This window comes from Flavobacterium collinsii (genome assembly GCF_946903285.1).
Classification (GTDB): domain Bacteria; phylum Bacteroidota; class Bacteroidia; order Flavobacteriales; family Flavobacteriaceae; genus Flavobacterium; species Flavobacterium collinsii.
Genome location: NZ_OX336425.1, coordinates 2903599 through 2919850, shown reverse-complemented (window position 1 = coordinate 2919850; position 16252 = coordinate 2903599). Strand labels below are relative to the sequence as shown.

The window sequence follows — 16252 nt, the reverse complement described above, 5'->3', positions numbered from 1 at the left end:
TAAAATAAAAGATGAAAAAAATATATTTTACATTTCTGTTTTTGTTTCTCTCATTGTGTGCAACCGCACAGGAAAAACAAAGTTTTGCTATAGCCAATGGAAATTTCCTGCTCAACGGAAAACCCATACAAATTCATTCGGGAGAAATGCACTACTCCCGTATTCCTCAACCCTACTGGCGTCATCGCTTAAAGATGATGAAAGCAATGGGTTTAAACGCCGTGGCAACCTATGTGTTTTGGAACTACCATGAAACAGCACCGGGAATCTGGGACTTCAAAACCGGAAATAAAAACCTGGCCGAATACATTAAAACAGCTCAGGAAGAGGGTTTGTTTGTGATTTTACGCCCGGGGCCGTATGTGTGTGCCGAATGGGAATTTGGAGGTTATCCATGGTTCCTGCAAAACGTACCCAATATGGTTATTCGAGGGAATAACACAGCCTATCTGACGGCAACTAAAGCCTATTTTACTGAATTATACAATCAGGTTAAGAATTTACAAATTACCAAAGGAGGCCCAATTATCATGGTTCAGGGAGAGAACGAATTTGGATCCTATGTAGCGCAACGCAAAGATATTCCGCTTGACGAGCATAAAAAGTATAGTGCTGCCGTTTTTCAGCAATTAAAAGATATTGGTTTCGAAGTTCCGTTTTTTACTTCAGACGGAAGCTGGTTATTTGAAGGCGGAGCTTTACCGGGTGCACTGCCAACTGCAAATGGAGAAAGCGACATTACAAAACTAAAAAATGTGGTCAACCAATTCAATAATGGGCAAGGTCCGTATATGGTAGCTGAATTTTACCCGGGCTGGCTGGATCATTGGGCAGAACCTTTCCCGACACAAACTCCCGAGGAAACCGTAAGCCAAACTCAAAAATATTTGGACAATCAGGTTTCATTCAATTACTATATGGTTCACGGAGGAACTAATTTTGGTTTTACTTCAGGAGCCAATTATGATAAGGAACATGACATTCAACCCGACATGACTTCTTATGATTATGACGCCCCAATTAGCGAAGCTGGTTGGGCAACTCCAAAATACAATGCGTTAAGAGCCCTGCTCAAAACAAATGAAACTCCGGCTATTCCGGCAAAAATGCCTGTGATCACTATTCCAAATATAGCATTAACGAAAACCGTTGATTTAGCCGATTTAAAGTCTAAAATCCCCCCTGTAACTGCGGACAATCCTTTAACCTTTGAACAGCTAAATCAGGGAGACGGTTACGTTTGGTACAGCAAAAGATTTACTCAGCCTATTAGCGGGAAGTTAGAACTAAAAGGATTACGCGATTACGCTATAGTGTATGTCAATGGCAAAAAAGTAGCCGAATTGAACCGATACTATAAAAAATACGATTGCGAAATTGAAGTTCCTTTTAACGCCACATTAGATATTCTGGTGGAGAATATGGGACGTATTAATTACGGTTCTCAAATTAATGCCAACAATAAAGGAATTATTAGTCCTGTAATAATTAATGGTGAAACCATTACCGGAAATTGGAAAATGTACAAATTACCAATGGCTCAGGAACCGGATTTAACGACTTACAAAAACTCAGGAAAAACAGACCGCCCTACCTTATATCAGGGAACTTTTAATCTGAGCAAAACCGGGGATACCTTCCTGGACATGCGCGACTGGGGTAAAGGAATTGTTTTTGTAAACGGAATTAACATTGGACGCTATTGGAGCGTTGGCCCACAGCAAACATTGTATGTTCCGGGTTGCTGGCTTAAAAAAGGCAAAAACACCATTCAAATTTTCGAACAGAAAAACGGGAAAATTCAGAAGGAGGTAAAAACAATTAGCACTCCGATTTTAGAGGATTTAAAACCCGAAAACGGACAATAAAATTCTCTGTTTTTTCAAAAAAAAATCCCAAGCTCCAACAAAAATTGGAATTTGGGATTTTAAATATTGAATTTTAAATTACTTCCAGTTAAAAGTAATTTTCTTTTCTATTTCAGTATTTAAACTTAAAAATACGGGACAAGTCATTGCTGCACGTTCCAAAATTGTTTTGCTTTTTTCATCGGCATCTCCTTTCATTTCAAAAACAATTTCAATCGCTCCTATACGTCTAGGCTCTGCATTCATTATTTTCGTTACCTCTGCAGTGGAATCGATTAGATTTACGTTCAGATCACGGGCTTTAATCCCCATAATCGTCATCATACAACTGGCTAAAGCATTGGCAACAGTATCTGTTGGAGAAAAAGCTTCTCCTTTTCCGTTATTATCTACTGGCGCATCCGAAATGATTTCACTTCCGGATTGCACATGAATTGATTTTGTTCTTAAATCGCCTAAATAGGTTACTTTTGATGTCATTAATTTGCTACTTTTAAAGTTAAATCATTATCGTAATATAAAATGTAGACGCCTTTGTTTGCGTGTCCTCCATCCTCTTTCTTGTAAAATTGAAATTTATTATCAACTTGTTCCGTTGTCATTAAATCGGCTGTTTCCTGATATGTTTTTCCCTGAACCAAACGCATCATGGTATCAAAAGTTACATCAAATCCTCTTGTCGCATACGTATTTGGATTCACTTTATTCTTCAATCGGTACTCTTTCTCAAAAATCAAAACAGACGGATCGTCGCTGTCACGCGTAACAGACGGATACATCAATTTTAGTTTTATTAAACTATCAAAACTAATTTCATCTGAGTCCAGCGTACTGTTGGGCTCTAAAACAACCAATTGTACCTGACAGGTTTTTTGAGCATCAAGCAAAGCTTTTATAGTGGTTCTAACCATGGCTGTGTTGGCTGTTTCCATTACCACATAGTTCATTCGGTTAGGCAATAATAAACTTTTTAAATTGGCCACATCCAAAGCTCCGGTTTCTGTCAGACTTGCAAACACAACTCCTTTTTGATTTTGCTTGATGTAACTAATAACTGATTCTTTCTTTTTATCTACAACCGCAACAATGTTTCCATTTTTACCGCGCATATACTCAAACATAGCATTTCTAACCATATCGTTTGATGGAATGGTCTGATACAAATTATCAATCGGGTTCGCTTTATCTTTTGACAATGGCGAAATCACCGGAATATTATACAAACGCAATGTATTAGCAGTAGATTCGGCATTACTCTGATAAAAAGGTCCCACTACAGCATTGGCATCCTGCAATTTATTCTGAGCGATTAAACCCGAAATATTAGAACTGTTTTTTGTTTCCTGAGAATCATAAATGGCAACATCAATTGGCAATTTTAAAGTTCTCGCAGAATCGATCGCCATTAAAGCTCCCGAATAAAAATCAAGAGTCATATTCAGGAACTTATCGTTTTTAATTCTGGTAGCTGAACTTGTGGTATCATTTTGCATTTTAGCCAAATTAAACGGCAACAATAAAACCAGTTTTTGACGATCGGTTTGTCCACGTTTTTTAGTCAGTTCAACCACCTCAGGATTTACAGAAACCGTTTCCGATTTTACTTTGTCTATAATTTGTATCCCTCCCGTACTTTTATTTTCCAGTACTTTTTCAATATTTTGCTGTGGTTGTTCTTGTTTTTCTTGCACAACAATAGGCACTGCCGCTAAATATCCAGCAGGAACTTTTAAAACCATTCCTTCTTTAACCCCTTCAGAAAGTGCCGGATTTAAAGCTGTTAATTCTTCCTGAGTAATATGAAAAGTGTGTGTTAAACTATAAAAAGTTTCTTTTGGTTTTACCTGATAATCCATATAAGAAACCGCTTTTTTAGTCATTTCTGTCCCTTTCTTAATTTCTGCCGGTTTAGCAACACTAGTCACGGGCTGGGAAGAAGTTTCTGTTTTAGGAGCTGTTCCTTTTATCGTTAGGCGATAACCAACCGGCAAATTTGAAACAATCTCAGGATTGCGTTTTTCTAATTCTTCAATTGTTATTCCGTATTGTTTTGCGATCGAAAACTTAGTTTCTTTTGCAAGCACGTCATGATAAACATACTTTTCCGTAGCTGTCGATTTAGCTTTAGCAGGAACCGAAACCGCTGCTTTTACTGAGCCGCCTTTTGATGGTATCGTAAGAGTCTGTCCAATTTGCAAACCGTCTTTTACCAAAAAAGGATTGGCCGCTTTTAAAGCTTCATCCGAAACATTATATTTTTTCTCAATCCCAAACAAAGTCTCTTTGGGTTGCACTTCATGCGTAACTGTTTTTCCCGGGGTAGAACTCTTCACTGAAGCAACATCAGTTTTAACCGCCGCTTTAGTACCGGAGGTCGGAATCAATAAAACCGTATTCGGTTTAACACCATTTCTGGCATCCGGGTTTAATGAATAAATATCATAAGGCGTAACCTTAAATTTTACGGCAATCTGATTAATAGTTTCTCCGCTTGAAACCGTGTACTTTACCACTTTTTCTTGTGAAAATGCAGAACTGGTTGCAAAAAAAATCAGAGACAATAATGTTGAATAATATTTCATAATAAAGCTTAAAACAATTTAATTTCAATTTCAATAACAAGTTACAAAATTCTCTTTAAAGCAAGATTCCTGCCACTTATTATTTCTACACTGCTTATTCCCTAAGATCAATCTCGATCTTAGCAATAACAACCTCTTTATATAACTCCTCTTCCTCCTTTTTCTTGCATTGATACAAAACTTCTTCCATATTTTGGTACTTATCTGAGTAGACATAGTAAGAAAGACTGTTAATGTTAAAGAAGAAACTGGCGTTAAAATCGCCCGAATCAATGAGTTTCATAATGAACCTGTCTCTTAGCGTTGCGTCTGTAAATATACCTAAAACTAAGTAATAGCCGTTTGAAACTTCTTTAAGATTATCAAAAACTTCAACCTTTATCGTTTTGTCTTTTCTAAGCGGATTTTCCTTTAACTCGCACTTCATTTCTTCCGATGAAACGATCTTCGAATCTTCTGTTGCACCAGTTTTTTTCTGATTTTTAATCGCCTGATCCTGATACTTTTTTAGTTTCACCAAAGCCACCTTGTCATCAAACTTTCGGGCTTCCATACTATAATAAGATGCTTTGCTAATATGTCTTTTTACTTCAATCTTTTTCTGAGTATCCAGCGAATCTATTTTAGCAATCAAAAGCTGATTTTGGGCATCCCCTTGTTCCTGCTCTATTTTGTAACGCTTTATTTCTTCCAGGGAAAGACGTTGCAGCAGTGAAGTTGTAGTATTATTCTTTTCACTTTCACGGATTTTCTTCTTGTATTCCTGGTTTTCCTCCGCAGCAATTTTCTCTACCTTATTCATTAAACCGGCATATACCTTTCTATTCTCGGCCAGCTCTTTCTTCAACTGAGACGATAACTCATTGGTTTTTCCAATACTTTCGTAAGATTGTTTTTCCAGTCTTTTTGATTCGTCGATATTTAGAACATCCATTCTCTTTAAATCGACCAGATCGTTACTCATTATAGTGACCAGCGAATCCAGTTTCGCCATTAAAACATCCTGAACATTTTTATTAGCTTCCAATACCAATCGCAACTTTTCAACTGAATTCTCTTTGGAACCGTTCATGTTATTCAGATTCACTTTCAGATCGTTAATTTTTATGATTTTCTGATTCATTTCTTTCTGAACAACCAATCGGTCTTTCAAATCCTCCAGTTCAACCGTTTTCGCTTTTGTTTTTTCGACCACCACCTGCTTTTCAGCCAGAGCCAACATCAACTCTTCACTTTCGTTTGTCGGTTTTACTCCTTTGGTATTGATTGCTAACTTGTTCCCTACAATCAGTCCGTTTACGATTTCAGGATTCTGAGACTCTAACTGATCAATTGAGATTTCGTATTTTTTAGCAATCGAAAACTTGGTTTCTTTAGGCTCTACCACATGAAAAACAGTTTCCTGATTAATGACACGAACTCGCCCATCCAGTGTTTTTCGTTTGTTCGGAATCGCAATAGACTGACCAATCTGTAATCCATTTTGAAGAAGATTTTTGTTTAGATTCTCTAAATCCAGCACCGAAACATTATATTGTCTGGCAATGCTGAATAAGGACTCCTTAGCAACAACCTGATGGTTTACTTTTGAAGATGATGTACTTTCATTTTTGGAAAGATCTGCCAGTCCTTGAGGAATAACTAATTCCTGACCAATCTGAAGTCCGTTGGCAAGAATCGTCTGATTTGCATTTTGAAGGTATTCAACTGAAACGTTGTACTGTTTCGATAAACCAAAAAGGGTTTCTTTTGCGCCAACAATGTGAATAATTTGCTGACCGGGGTTTGTTTTTTCAACCGGGTGAACAGGAATCTTAATAATCTGATTGTCTAGAATTCCACTCTGTGATTCGGGGTTGAATTTGTAAATCTCTTCGACAGAAACCTTGTACTTTTGGGCAATAAAATAGGCAGTTTCTCCTTTTTGAATTTTATGCTCAACAAATGAATCTTGCGCAGTTATTTTGTTAAAAGACAAAACAAAGACAAGAGAAAACGTTAAAAATTCTCTCATAAATAGTAGGTTTAAAAAATTAAGGCGTTACAAATGTAACGCCTTAATTGGAAAAACAATACTATTCCCACTCAATTGTTGCAGGTGGTTTTGAGCTGATATCGTAAACAACACGATTCACTCCTTTTACTTTATTGATGATGTCATTAGACACTTTCATTAAGAATTCATAAGGCAAATGCACCCAGTCAGCTGTCATACCATCTGTTGATTCAACGGCTCTAAGCGCCACTACTTTTTCGTAAGTACGCTCATCACCCATTACCCCAACACTGTTTACCGGAAGCAGGATTGCTCCTGCCTGCCAAACTTTGTCATACAATCCCCAGGATTTTAATCCTTCGATAAAAACAGCGTCAACATCTTGTAAAATCTGAACTTTTTCCGGAGTGATATCTCCCAAAATTCTAATTGATAATCCTGGTCCCGGGAAAGGATGTCTTCCTAACAACTCAGGATCTATTCCTAAAGTAGCTCCCACTCTTCGAACTTCGTCTTTAAACAGCATTCGAAGCGGCTCTACAATTTTTAATTTCATATAATCCGGCAATCCACCCACGTTATGGTGCGATTTAATGGTTGCTGATGGTCCTTTTACCGAAACTGACTCGATAACATCAGGATAAATAGTTCCCTGTGCCAACCATTTTACATCTTCGATTAAGTGTGACTCATCATCAAAAACTTCAATAAATACACGACCAATAGTTTTACGTTTGGTTTCAGGATCGCTGATTCCTGCTAATTCAGACAGAAAACGATCTCCTGCATCTACTCCTTTAACATTCAATCCCATTCCTTTGTATTGATCTAATACATTTTGGAATTCGTTTTTACGAAGTAAACCGTTATTAACAAAAATACAATATAAGTTTTTACCAATGGCCTGATGTAATAAAACCGCTGCTACAGTTGAATCTACTCCACCTGACAATCCTAAAACTACTTTGTCATCTCCTAATTTCTCTTTTAACTCTCCGACCATCTCTTCTACGAAAGCATTTGGTGTAAAGTTTTGAGGAACTTCTGCGATATCTACCAAAAAGTTTTTCAGCATTTTTGATCCGTCTGTAGAGTGAAAAACTTCCGGATGATATTGAATCGCATAAGTAGTTTCGCCTTCAATTTTATAAGCGGCAAATTCTACGTCGTGCGTGCTGGCTAATTTTACAGCATTGGTTGGCAAAGCTTTGATACTATCGCTATGACTCATCCAAACCTGGCTGTTTTCAGAAACTCCGTTAAAGAAAACCTCATTCTCTTTAATATAAGACAAATTAGCTCTACCGTATTCTCTGGTGTTTGAAGCGGCTACTTCACCTCCGCTAAAATGCGCTAAGTATTGTGCTCCGTAACAAACTGCCAACATTGGAAGCTTGCCTCGAATTTGAGATAAATCAGGATGCGGAGCATCTTCTGCACGAACAGAAAAAGGACTTCCTCCTAAAATTACGGCTTTATAAGGTGATAAATCACTAGGAAAGTGATTGTAAGGGAAAATTTCGCAGAATATATTTAATTCGCGAACTCTACGCGCAATAAGCTGAGTATATTGCGATCCGAAATCTAAAATAAGTACGTTGTGTTGCATGCGCAAAAATACTTTTTATATTCGAATTTGAAAAATGGAATTTTGATTTTTTTTCTTTACAAGGTTCTAAGGGGCTGAGGCGCTAAGATTCTAAGGTACTAAACTCTTAAAAAAAGAAAAACTTAGCATCTCAGCAGCTTAGTACCTCTAAAAAAACTTAGTATCTCAGTACCTTAGCAACTTACTATCTTAGTATCTTCGCAAAAAATCCAAAAACCAGATTATTTCGTAAGTACCGAAAAACCCAATTAAAATTTAACTATGAAATCAAAATTAATTGCCCTCTCCCTCTTCTTATCTTTATTTTTAAGCTCTTGTGATGCAGTAGATGATTTATTGACGTTTACTATTTCCAACGAAACTTCGATTCAGATTAAAAGCACTTCTCCTATCAATTTGCCTTCAGAAATTATTACACCTGATGTGACTACGAATTCGTCTGCCGAATTTGAAAACAATAAAACGAAAGCCAGTTTAGTAAAAGATGTTAAGTTGAAATCGCTTAAATTAATGATTACAAACCCAACCGATAAAACATTTACGTTTTTAAAATCTGTTCATTTGTATATTTCCACCACAGATTCTGATGAAATAGAACTTGCCTATCAGGATAACATTAATGCCTCAACCAACAGTATCGATTTAATTTGCACAGATGCAAGACTCGATCAGTACATTAAAGCCGATAAATATAAAATCAGAACAAAAGTTACTTTAAAAGAAACGCTTACCAAAGATGTAACCGTAAAAGCAGAAATGAAGTTTAGAGTGACTGCGGATCCGTTTTAATCTTAAGGTACAAAGTGACAAAGCAACAAAGGTTCAGAGGTAAAAGTATTAAAACTTTGCTCCTCTGAACCTCTGTTACTTTGAACCTCTGTTACTTTGAACCTCTTACTCTATTCTTTTGTAACAATAATCGAAGCCTTAAATCCTGCGGCGAGGTTATCCCAATAATCATTGGTTACTAATTGTCCTTTATCGTCGTAGACTTGAATTTCGGCGGTATTTCCACCTAAGGTACCTATATTCAGTGCTTCAAAATCAAGTTTATTAAAGCCATCTGTCAGCATAATTTTTACGTCTTTGAAACTGGATTCCAAAAACAGCTGATCTTTTATTACTTTATCGTTAGAAGACACTTTAACCAAATCGCCATCAATAGCCCCAAAATCGCGAAATTTCACTATAAAATATTGCGATTTTGTTCTAAAATCACCTAAAGAAATATTTCTTTTTACTAATGTTCCGCGTCCTTCTTTTAAACCGGCATCTCTTAGGGCTTTGTCTAAATCCTTTTCCATTTTAGGTACGTAACGATCTCCTGGATTGGCAAAATCAGTTTCGGTAGACATCGTGAATTTACTTTTTTCGGCTCCAATCTGAAATTGAGATTTTGGCGTAATACTGGTATTATCAAAAACATTAGGAGTTTTAATACCGGGCATATCCAAATTTTCACCCTGTGGATCTTTTATTTCCGGAATTGGAGTCTTTTTCGGTTTTGCCCCAAATTTTGGTGCTGCAATAGGCTTGAATTTCGTTCCAAATTCCTTTTGTGCTGATACAGTGACAGCAGTAAAAAATAATATAAAAAATAGGATATGTTTCATTGAAAAAGTATTATCGAATCGGCTTTTATAATTGGAATAAAACAGGGTCTGGCTTCACAAAAATAATATAATATCATTAGGCACTACAACTTTAAGAGTTTTATAACACTATATTATGCATTTTTTTGGAATCAAAAAACCTGCCAAAAACTGTGAATCGGAGCAAAATTAATTTCAAATTCCTAATACCAAATGCCAAATCAATCGGGACTTTTGAAACTGTAGAAATGTTATTTTTTTAAGATTCGAAAAGCATCGTTTTGATAATTAACAACTTATTCCTAACTTCAATCTTTTTAAAAGCAGCACTACAGATGATCCTCTGCAAAAAAAATTATTCAAAACATAGAAACAATTACACTCAACATGTAATACATACTCTTACCCCCTTTAAAATACCTGATGAAATAGCTAATTTATTAAATTTTCAAGCCATGGATTATATTGATTATTATAAAGTATTAGAAATCACAAAATCTGCAACTGAAGCAGAAATCAAAAAAGCTTACCGGAAACTGGCACGAAAATACCATCCCGATCTGAATCCAAATGACAAAGAAGCGGAAAGAAAATTCAAGGAACTCAATGAGGCCAACGAAGTTTTAAGCAATCCTGAAAATCGTAAAAAATACGACAAATACGGAAAAGACTGGAAACATGCGGACGAGTTTGAAAAAGCAGGTTACGATCCCAACCAGCAACAGTATTCCAGACAACAGCAAGGCAACCAAAGTTACACTGATTTTAGCGGAGGAGATTTTTCAGAAAGTGATTTCTCCGATTTCTTCAATTCTATGTATGGATCTTCAGGAAGAAGCTCCAGAAGTCAGGCAAAGTATCGAGGACAGGATTTTAATGCCGAATTACAGTTAGATCTGGCGGCTGCTTATACCTCTCACAAACAGAACTTAAGTGTTAATGGAAAAAACATCCGAATCACTATCCCGGCAGGAGTCGAAAACGGACAGATAATAAAAATTCCTAATCATGGCGCTCCCGGGGCAAATGGTGGTCCGAATGGCGATTTGTACATTACTTTTTTAATCGATAACAATTCCGATTTCAAACGCGAAGGCAATAATTTATACGCCGATGTTGAACTGGATTTATACACTGCTATTTTAGGAGGAGAAATTTTTGTAGCCACTTTTGATGGAAAAGTAAAAATAAAAGTACCTGCCGAAACCCAACCCGGAACTAAGGTAAAACTAAAAGGAAAAGGATTTCCGGTATACAAAAAAGAAAATCAATTTGGCGATTTATACATTACCTACACCATAAAAATCCCAACCAAACTGTCTGCAAAGGAAAAAGAATTATTCGAAGAACTAGCTAAATTAAGAAATCATGAGTAGTAAAAACTTAATCCAGATAAAACAATTTTGTTTGTACCACGAAATTGAAAATACCTTCATCACGGAGTTGCACAACTATGGTTTGATCGAAATTATAGTGTTTGAAGAAGACGAATATTTTCAACCCGAACAATTACCGGCAGTCGAAAAAATGATACGTCTTCATTACGACCTGAAAATTAATCTTGAAGGCCTTGATGTCATTGCAAACTTACTCAACAAAATAGAAACACTGCAGCAAAATCTTACTACAACCCAAAACAAACTTCGGCTTTATGAGCAGCATCAAATCGATTAAAAAACAGATTTTCATTATTGAAAATATCACAAAAAAGAATGAATCCCGAAATGATTTCAATTCGATCGCGCTCATTTTTATCGGCATAATTCATAAATTGCAACCCTATTAACAAATCGAAATTTGCCTAAAAAACAAAAAAAGCAAATTCAATAAACCATAAAAAATGAAAAGAGAAAACATCTTAACAGGATCGCCTTGGGAGGACAAAATGGGATATTGCCGTGCGGTAAGAATTGGCAACATCATTGAAGTCTCAGGAACTGTGGCTATTGTTGATGGTGAAAAAGTAAAAGCCGATGATGCTTATGCCCAAACCTATAACATCCTGGAGCGCGTTGAAAAAGTTTTAGAAGATTTAAATGTTGGAATGAAAGATGTCATCAGAACACGAATTTTCACAACGGATATTTTGACTTTTGAAGAAGTAGCGAGAGCGCACTCGTTATTTTTTAAAGACATTAAACCTACAACCGGTTTTTATGAAATCAGTAAACTGGTTGCACCGGAATATTTAGTTGAAATAGAATTTACAGCTGTTGTACAATAATTTTTCGGCCACGAATTCACGATTTTTTTAGCCACTGATTAAGGGATTAAAAAGATTATTTTTGTCTAAATTAAAATTCGTTGTATTCGTGAATTCGTGGCTAAAAAACTAACTTTATTAATGGCTTTTCAAAACCCCAAAAAAACACTCCTTACTGTTTTCAAATGGATTCTCATTTGTGTACTAATTGGTATCCTGTCTGGATCTGCTTCGGCATTTTTCTTAGTTTCTTTAGAATGGGTTACACAATTTAGAATTCAGCACGACTGGCTAATCTGGTTTTTACCTTTTGGCGGATTATTAGTCGGATTGAGTTATTATTACTGGGGAGAATCTGTCGCAAAAGGCAATAATTTACTACTCGAAGAATACGAAAATCCCCAAAAAGTCATTCCGTTTAAAATGGCTCCTCTCGTACTTTTAGGAACCCTGCTCACACATTTATTTGGCGGTTCAGCAGGACGCGAAGGTACAGCAGTACAAATGGGCGGCGCTATCGCCGATCAGTTTACAAAACTTTTCAAACTGGATAATGCTGAACGCAGAATTCTAATCATCCTCGGAATCAGTGCAGGTTTTGCCTCTGTTTTTGGAACTCCGCTCGCAGGAGCAATTTTCGCGTTGGAAGTTTTATATTTTAGTAAAATCAATTTCAAGAGTATCCTCTTGTCCTTTTTGGTCGCTTATGCCGCTTATTTTACAGTCGAATTCTGGCAGGTAAAACACACGCATTACAGCATTCCGGTTGTTCCTGAAATTAGCGCAACGACTTTATTTTATGTGATTGTGATCGGTGTTTTATCCGGTTTCGCAGCTTTGCTTTTCTCGAGAAGCACCCATTTCTGGGGATCTCTTTTTTCGAAAAATATCAAATATCCTCCGCTACGTCCTTTTATTGGAGGAATTGTTTTAGCCATGGCTATCGCAGGTTTCGGACTAACCAAATTCTCCGGTTTAGGAGTGCCTGTAATTGTCGATTCTTTTTCAAACGCTAATCCGTGGTACGACTTCCTGCTTAAAATTCTATTCACCGGATTTACACTGGGAGCAGGTTTTAAAGGCGGAGAAGTGACTCCTTTGTTCTTTGTAGGCGCTACTTTGGGAAGCGCTTTGTCTTTAGTAATTCCACTGCCAATTGCTTTTCTAGCTGGTCTTGGATTTGTAGCCGTATTTTCGGGAGCTACCCACACCCCTATCGCCTGCACCATTATGGGTATGGAGCTTTTTGGTATCCAATCTGGAATTTTCATCGCTATCGCCTGCACCATAGCCTACTTTTCATCCGGTTCTGTCGGAATTTATAAATCGCAAATTGTAAAAGGAGCCAAGTATAAATTGTATCAGAAGTGGCTTTGATTTAGTTTTCGGTACTCAGTGACAGTTTTCAGTCTCAGTTTTCAGTCACGGTGTTCGATTTTCAAAATAGTTATTTTCCATAGGGAATCGATAGATTTTTGCATATCGAAAACTGTGATTGCGTCTTTGTATGACAATCTATAAACTGAGACTCGCAATAAAAACTACGACCAAGACCCAATACTGAGACTAAACACTGAACACTGCGACTGAAAATTGAATACCAAACAAAATCATTTCACATTACATTAAAAAAATGTAAATTCGCACACTATGAAAATACAAGATATTCAAGCGATACAATTATTACTCGCAACCCCAAAGAAAATCGCTATCATTCCGCATAGAGGTCCTGATGGTGATGCTATGGGTTCAACCTTAGGTTTATACCATTTTTTATTAAAAAACAATCATCAGCCAACGGTGATTGCACCGAATGATTTTCCGGATTTTTTAGCCTGGCTTCCGGGTTCTGAAACGGTTAAAATATTTGAAAAAGATACCGAAAACTGTACCCGAATATTAGAAGAAGCTGAGCTTATTTTTACACTCGATTTTAATGCTTTTCATCGTACCGGTGAAATGGAACATACCCTAGCGAAGCTAACTGCTCCCTTTATCATGATCGATCATCACCAAAAACCGGATGATTATGCTCTTTATACGTATTCGGACACTTCCTTTGGATCAACCTGCGAGATGGTTTACAACTTCATTTCTTTCTTAGGTAAAAAAAAGGATCTGGACAAAACCATAGCTACTTGTATTTACACAGGAATATTAACCGATTCCGGCTCTTTTCGTTTTCCGGGAACGACAGGAAATACACACCGTATCATTGCAGATCTAATTGATTTAGGTGTTGAAAATACCCAAATTCCAATTTTATTGTTTGACAACAGTTCATACAGCCGTTTACAATTGTTAGGCCGTGCGTTACAAAACATGAAAGTTCTGGAAGAGCATAAAACCTCTTACACTTCGCTTACTCAGGATGAACTGGATTCTTTTAATTATGCAAAAGGAGACACCGAAGGCGTTGTTAATTATGGATTGAGTATAAAAGGTATCGTTTTTACTGCTATTTTTATCGAAAATAAAGAAGAAAAAATCATCAAAATCTCTTTCCGTTCACAAGGAGGATTTGACGTAAATCAGTTTGCCAGAGATCATTTCAATGGTGGCGGACATAGTAATGCAGCAGGAGGAAGATCAGATGTTTCGATGGAAGAAACCTTAAAGAAATTTGAAGATTTAGTAAACAAACTAAAAATATAACACAAATATGAACTACTTAAAACGAGGCAGTTGTGCCCTACTTTTTGCCGTTTTATTGGTTAGCTGTAAACAACATGAAGACGCGAGAAGACCTATTTCTCAGGCTTCAGGTACTTTCATGAAAAAATCAGCCGATCGAAATAAAAAATTAGTAGCCAATGAAGAGGATGTTATCAAAAAGATAATCAAAAGTAATCCGAAAATAAAATACTATGCAACCAGAAAAGGATACTGGCTGTATTATGACGAACGAAATGAAACCGATCTAAAGACTCCTAAAAAAGGCGACATCGCTTATTTTAATCTGGAAGTAAAAGACATAAACGGTAAAATAATCTACTCAGAAGCCGATCTTGGACCGCAGACCTATTATGTAGACAAGCAGGACATTATGATGGGATTACGTGATGGTATCAAAATGATGCATAAAAATGAAACCGTGACCTTCTTATTCCCTTCTCATATCGCCTACGGGTATCACGGAGACAACAAAAAAATAGGACCAAATCAATCCTTAATGTGTACCGTTACACTTCGCAATTTTGTACCGGATCCGACCGCTGCACCAGCAACAACGGCTACACAAACGCCTAAAACAACGGCTCCTAAACCCGTAACTCAGACTAAAAAAGATACATTAAACCCATAAAAACAACCGCTAAAAAATGAAAAAAAGTATTCTACTAGTATTACTTGCCGTTAGTTCATTATACTCTTGTAAAGACGAACACAGCAACTTACCTGATGGTTTATATGCCGATATTGAAACCAATAAAGGACACATTATTGTTGAATTAGATTATAAAAAAGCACCTGTTACGGTTGCTAATTTTGTAACCTTAGCCGAAGGTAAAAGCGAGTTTGTAACCAAAGATTATCTTAAAGGCAAACCTTTTTATGACGGATTAAAATTTCACAGGGTTATTGACAATTTTATGATTCAAACCGGAGATCCAGAAGGAACAGGTTCAGGAGATGCAGGATACAGATTTAAAGATGAAATCACCGATTTGAAATTTGACAAAGCAGGTGTTTTGGCAATGGCAAACAATGGTCCGGCTACCAACAGCAGTCAGTTTTTTATCACTCACCTTGAAACTCCATGGTTAGACGGAAAGCATACTATTTTTGGTCATGTTGTTGAAAAAGGACAAGAAGTTGTCAATCAGATCAAACAGGACGATAAAATTGTTTCGGTAAAAATCATCAGAAACGGTGAGGCTGCCAAAAAGTTTGATGCTGTAAAAGTATTTCACGATTATTTCTCTGAAATTGCCAAAGAAAAAAGCAAATATAACGGAGTACAAAAAGAAAAAGTAGCTTACTTAGCTTCAATAAAACCTAAAGCAACCAAAACTAATTCAGGTTTAGAGTACGTAATTACTGAAAAAGGAACGGGTAAAAAACCGACTACAGGAGCGCAATTATACATTAATTATTCAGGCTTTTTAGAAGACGGAACTTTATTTGATTCAAGTGTTGAAGAAGTTAATAAAGCTTTCGGGAAATTTGATGCTGCAAGAGCTGAAGCAAAAGGATATCAGCCAATTCCTTTCCAGGCTGGACGTAAAGACGGAATGATTCCTGGTTTTATTGAAGGAATTGAACAACTTTCATTTGGAGACAAAGCAGTTCTTTTTATTCCGGCGCACCTGGCATACGGAGCAACCGGTGCAGGAGGAGTAATTCCGCCAAATGCAAATATTATTTTCGAAATTCAATTATTAGAGAAACCACAATAGTTTAT

Annotated in this window: 14 protein-coding genes; 9 read left to right on the top strand and 5 right to left on the bottom strand. The window is 36.7% G+C overall.

Annotated features, from left to right (window positions below):
* Positions 1-11: 11 nt before the first annotated feature.
* The gene (locus OGZ34_RS12090) at positions 12-1868 is read left to right on the top strand and encodes a glycoside hydrolase family 35 protein (RefSeq protein ID WP_173965579.1); all 1857 of its coding nucleotides are present in this window, start codon (positions 12-14) and stop codon (positions 1866-1868) included.
* 78 nt (positions 1869-1946) lie between these two features.
* Here OGZ34_RS12090 and OGZ34_RS12085 read toward each other — a convergent pair whose 3' ends face one another.
* The 4 genes from OGZ34_RS12085 to guaA all read right to left on the bottom strand — a co-directional run bounded on the left by OGZ34_RS12085 (position 1947) and on the right by guaA (position 8055).
* Positions 1947-2348 (bottom strand): OsmC family protein, encoded by a 402-nt coding sequence (locus OGZ34_RS12085; RefSeq protein WP_263360347.1) that lies wholly within the window; start codon positions 2346-2348, stop codon positions 1947-1949.
* On the bottom strand, positions 2348-4450 hold the full coding sequence (locus OGZ34_RS12080; protein ID WP_263360346.1) for a PBP1 and LysM peptidoglycan-binding domain-containing protein: 2103 nt from the start codon (positions 4448-4450) through the stop codon (positions 2348-2350). Before OGZ34_RS12080 ends, OGZ34_RS12085 begins: the two co-directional genes overlap by 1 nt.
* 94 nt (positions 4451-4544) lie before the next feature.
* Complete coding sequence (locus OGZ34_RS12075) at positions 4545-6464, bottom strand: LysM peptidoglycan-binding domain-containing protein (protein ID WP_263360345.1); 1920 nt, start codon at positions 6462-6464, stop codon at positions 4545-4547.
* A gap of 61 nt (positions 6465-6525) precedes the next feature.
* Positions 6526-8055 carry a glutamine-hydrolyzing GMP synthase gene (gene guaA / locus OGZ34_RS12070; RefSeq protein WP_263360344.1) on the bottom strand — a complete coding sequence of 510 codons (1530 nt, stop codon included), beginning with the start codon at positions 8053-8055 and terminating at the stop codon, positions 6526-6528.
* 261 nt (positions 8056-8316) lie between these two features.
* On the opposite strand from guaA, the gene OGZ34_RS12065 reads away from it, so the two are divergent.
* Positions 8317-8844 (top strand): hypothetical protein, encoded by a 528-nt coding sequence (locus OGZ34_RS12065; protein WP_263360343.1) that lies wholly within the window; start codon positions 8317-8319, stop codon positions 8842-8844.
* Between the two features lie 110 nt (positions 8845-8954).
* On the opposite strand, the gene OGZ34_RS12060 is transcribed toward OGZ34_RS12065, so the two are convergent.
* Entirely contained in the window at positions 8955-9668 is a 714-nt protein-coding gene (locus OGZ34_RS12060) for a hypothetical protein (protein ID WP_263360342.1), read from the bottom strand.
* A 434-nt stretch (positions 9669-10102) separates the two neighbouring features.
* Here OGZ34_RS12060 and OGZ34_RS12055 point away from each other — a divergent pair, with 434 nt between their 5' ends.
* The 7 genes from OGZ34_RS12055 to OGZ34_RS12025 all read left to right on the top strand — a co-directional run bounded on the left by OGZ34_RS12055 (position 10103) and on the right by OGZ34_RS12025 (position 16247).
* Entirely contained in the window at positions 10103-11023 is a 921-nt protein-coding gene (locus OGZ34_RS12055) for a J domain-containing protein (RefSeq protein ID WP_263360341.1), read from the top strand.
* Entirely contained in the window at positions 11016-11321 is a 306-nt protein-coding gene (locus OGZ34_RS12050; RefSeq protein WP_173965591.1) for a chaperone modulator CbpM, read from the top strand. Before OGZ34_RS12055 ends, OGZ34_RS12050 begins: the two co-directional genes overlap by 8 nt.
* A gap of 166 nt (positions 11322-11487) precedes the next feature.
* A complete protein-coding gene (locus OGZ34_RS12045) occupies positions 11488-11871 on the top strand; it encodes a RidA family protein (RefSeq protein ID WP_263360340.1) in 384 nt (127 codons plus the stop codon).
* A 120-nt stretch (positions 11872-11991) separates the two neighbouring features.
* Entirely contained in the window at positions 11992-13227 is a 1236-nt protein-coding gene (locus OGZ34_RS12040; RefSeq protein ID WP_263360339.1) for a voltage-gated chloride channel family protein, read from the top strand.
* A gap of 273 nt (positions 13228-13500) precedes the next feature.
* Entirely contained in the window at positions 13501-14505 is a 1005-nt protein-coding gene (locus tag OGZ34_RS12035; protein WP_263360338.1) for a DHH family phosphoesterase, read from the top strand.
* Between the two features lie 7 nt (positions 14506-14512).
* A complete protein-coding gene (gene gldI, locus OGZ34_RS12030; protein WP_263360337.1) occupies positions 14513-15154 on the top strand; it encodes a gliding motility-associated peptidyl-prolyl isomerase GldI in 642 nt (213 codons plus the stop codon).
* A 16-nt stretch (positions 15155-15170) separates the two neighbouring features.
* Positions 15171-16247, top strand: a complete 1077-nt coding sequence (locus tag OGZ34_RS12025) for a peptidylprolyl isomerase (RefSeq protein WP_263360336.1) — start codon at positions 15171-15173, stop codon at positions 16245-16247.
* Positions 16248-16252 lie beyond the last annotated feature (5 nt).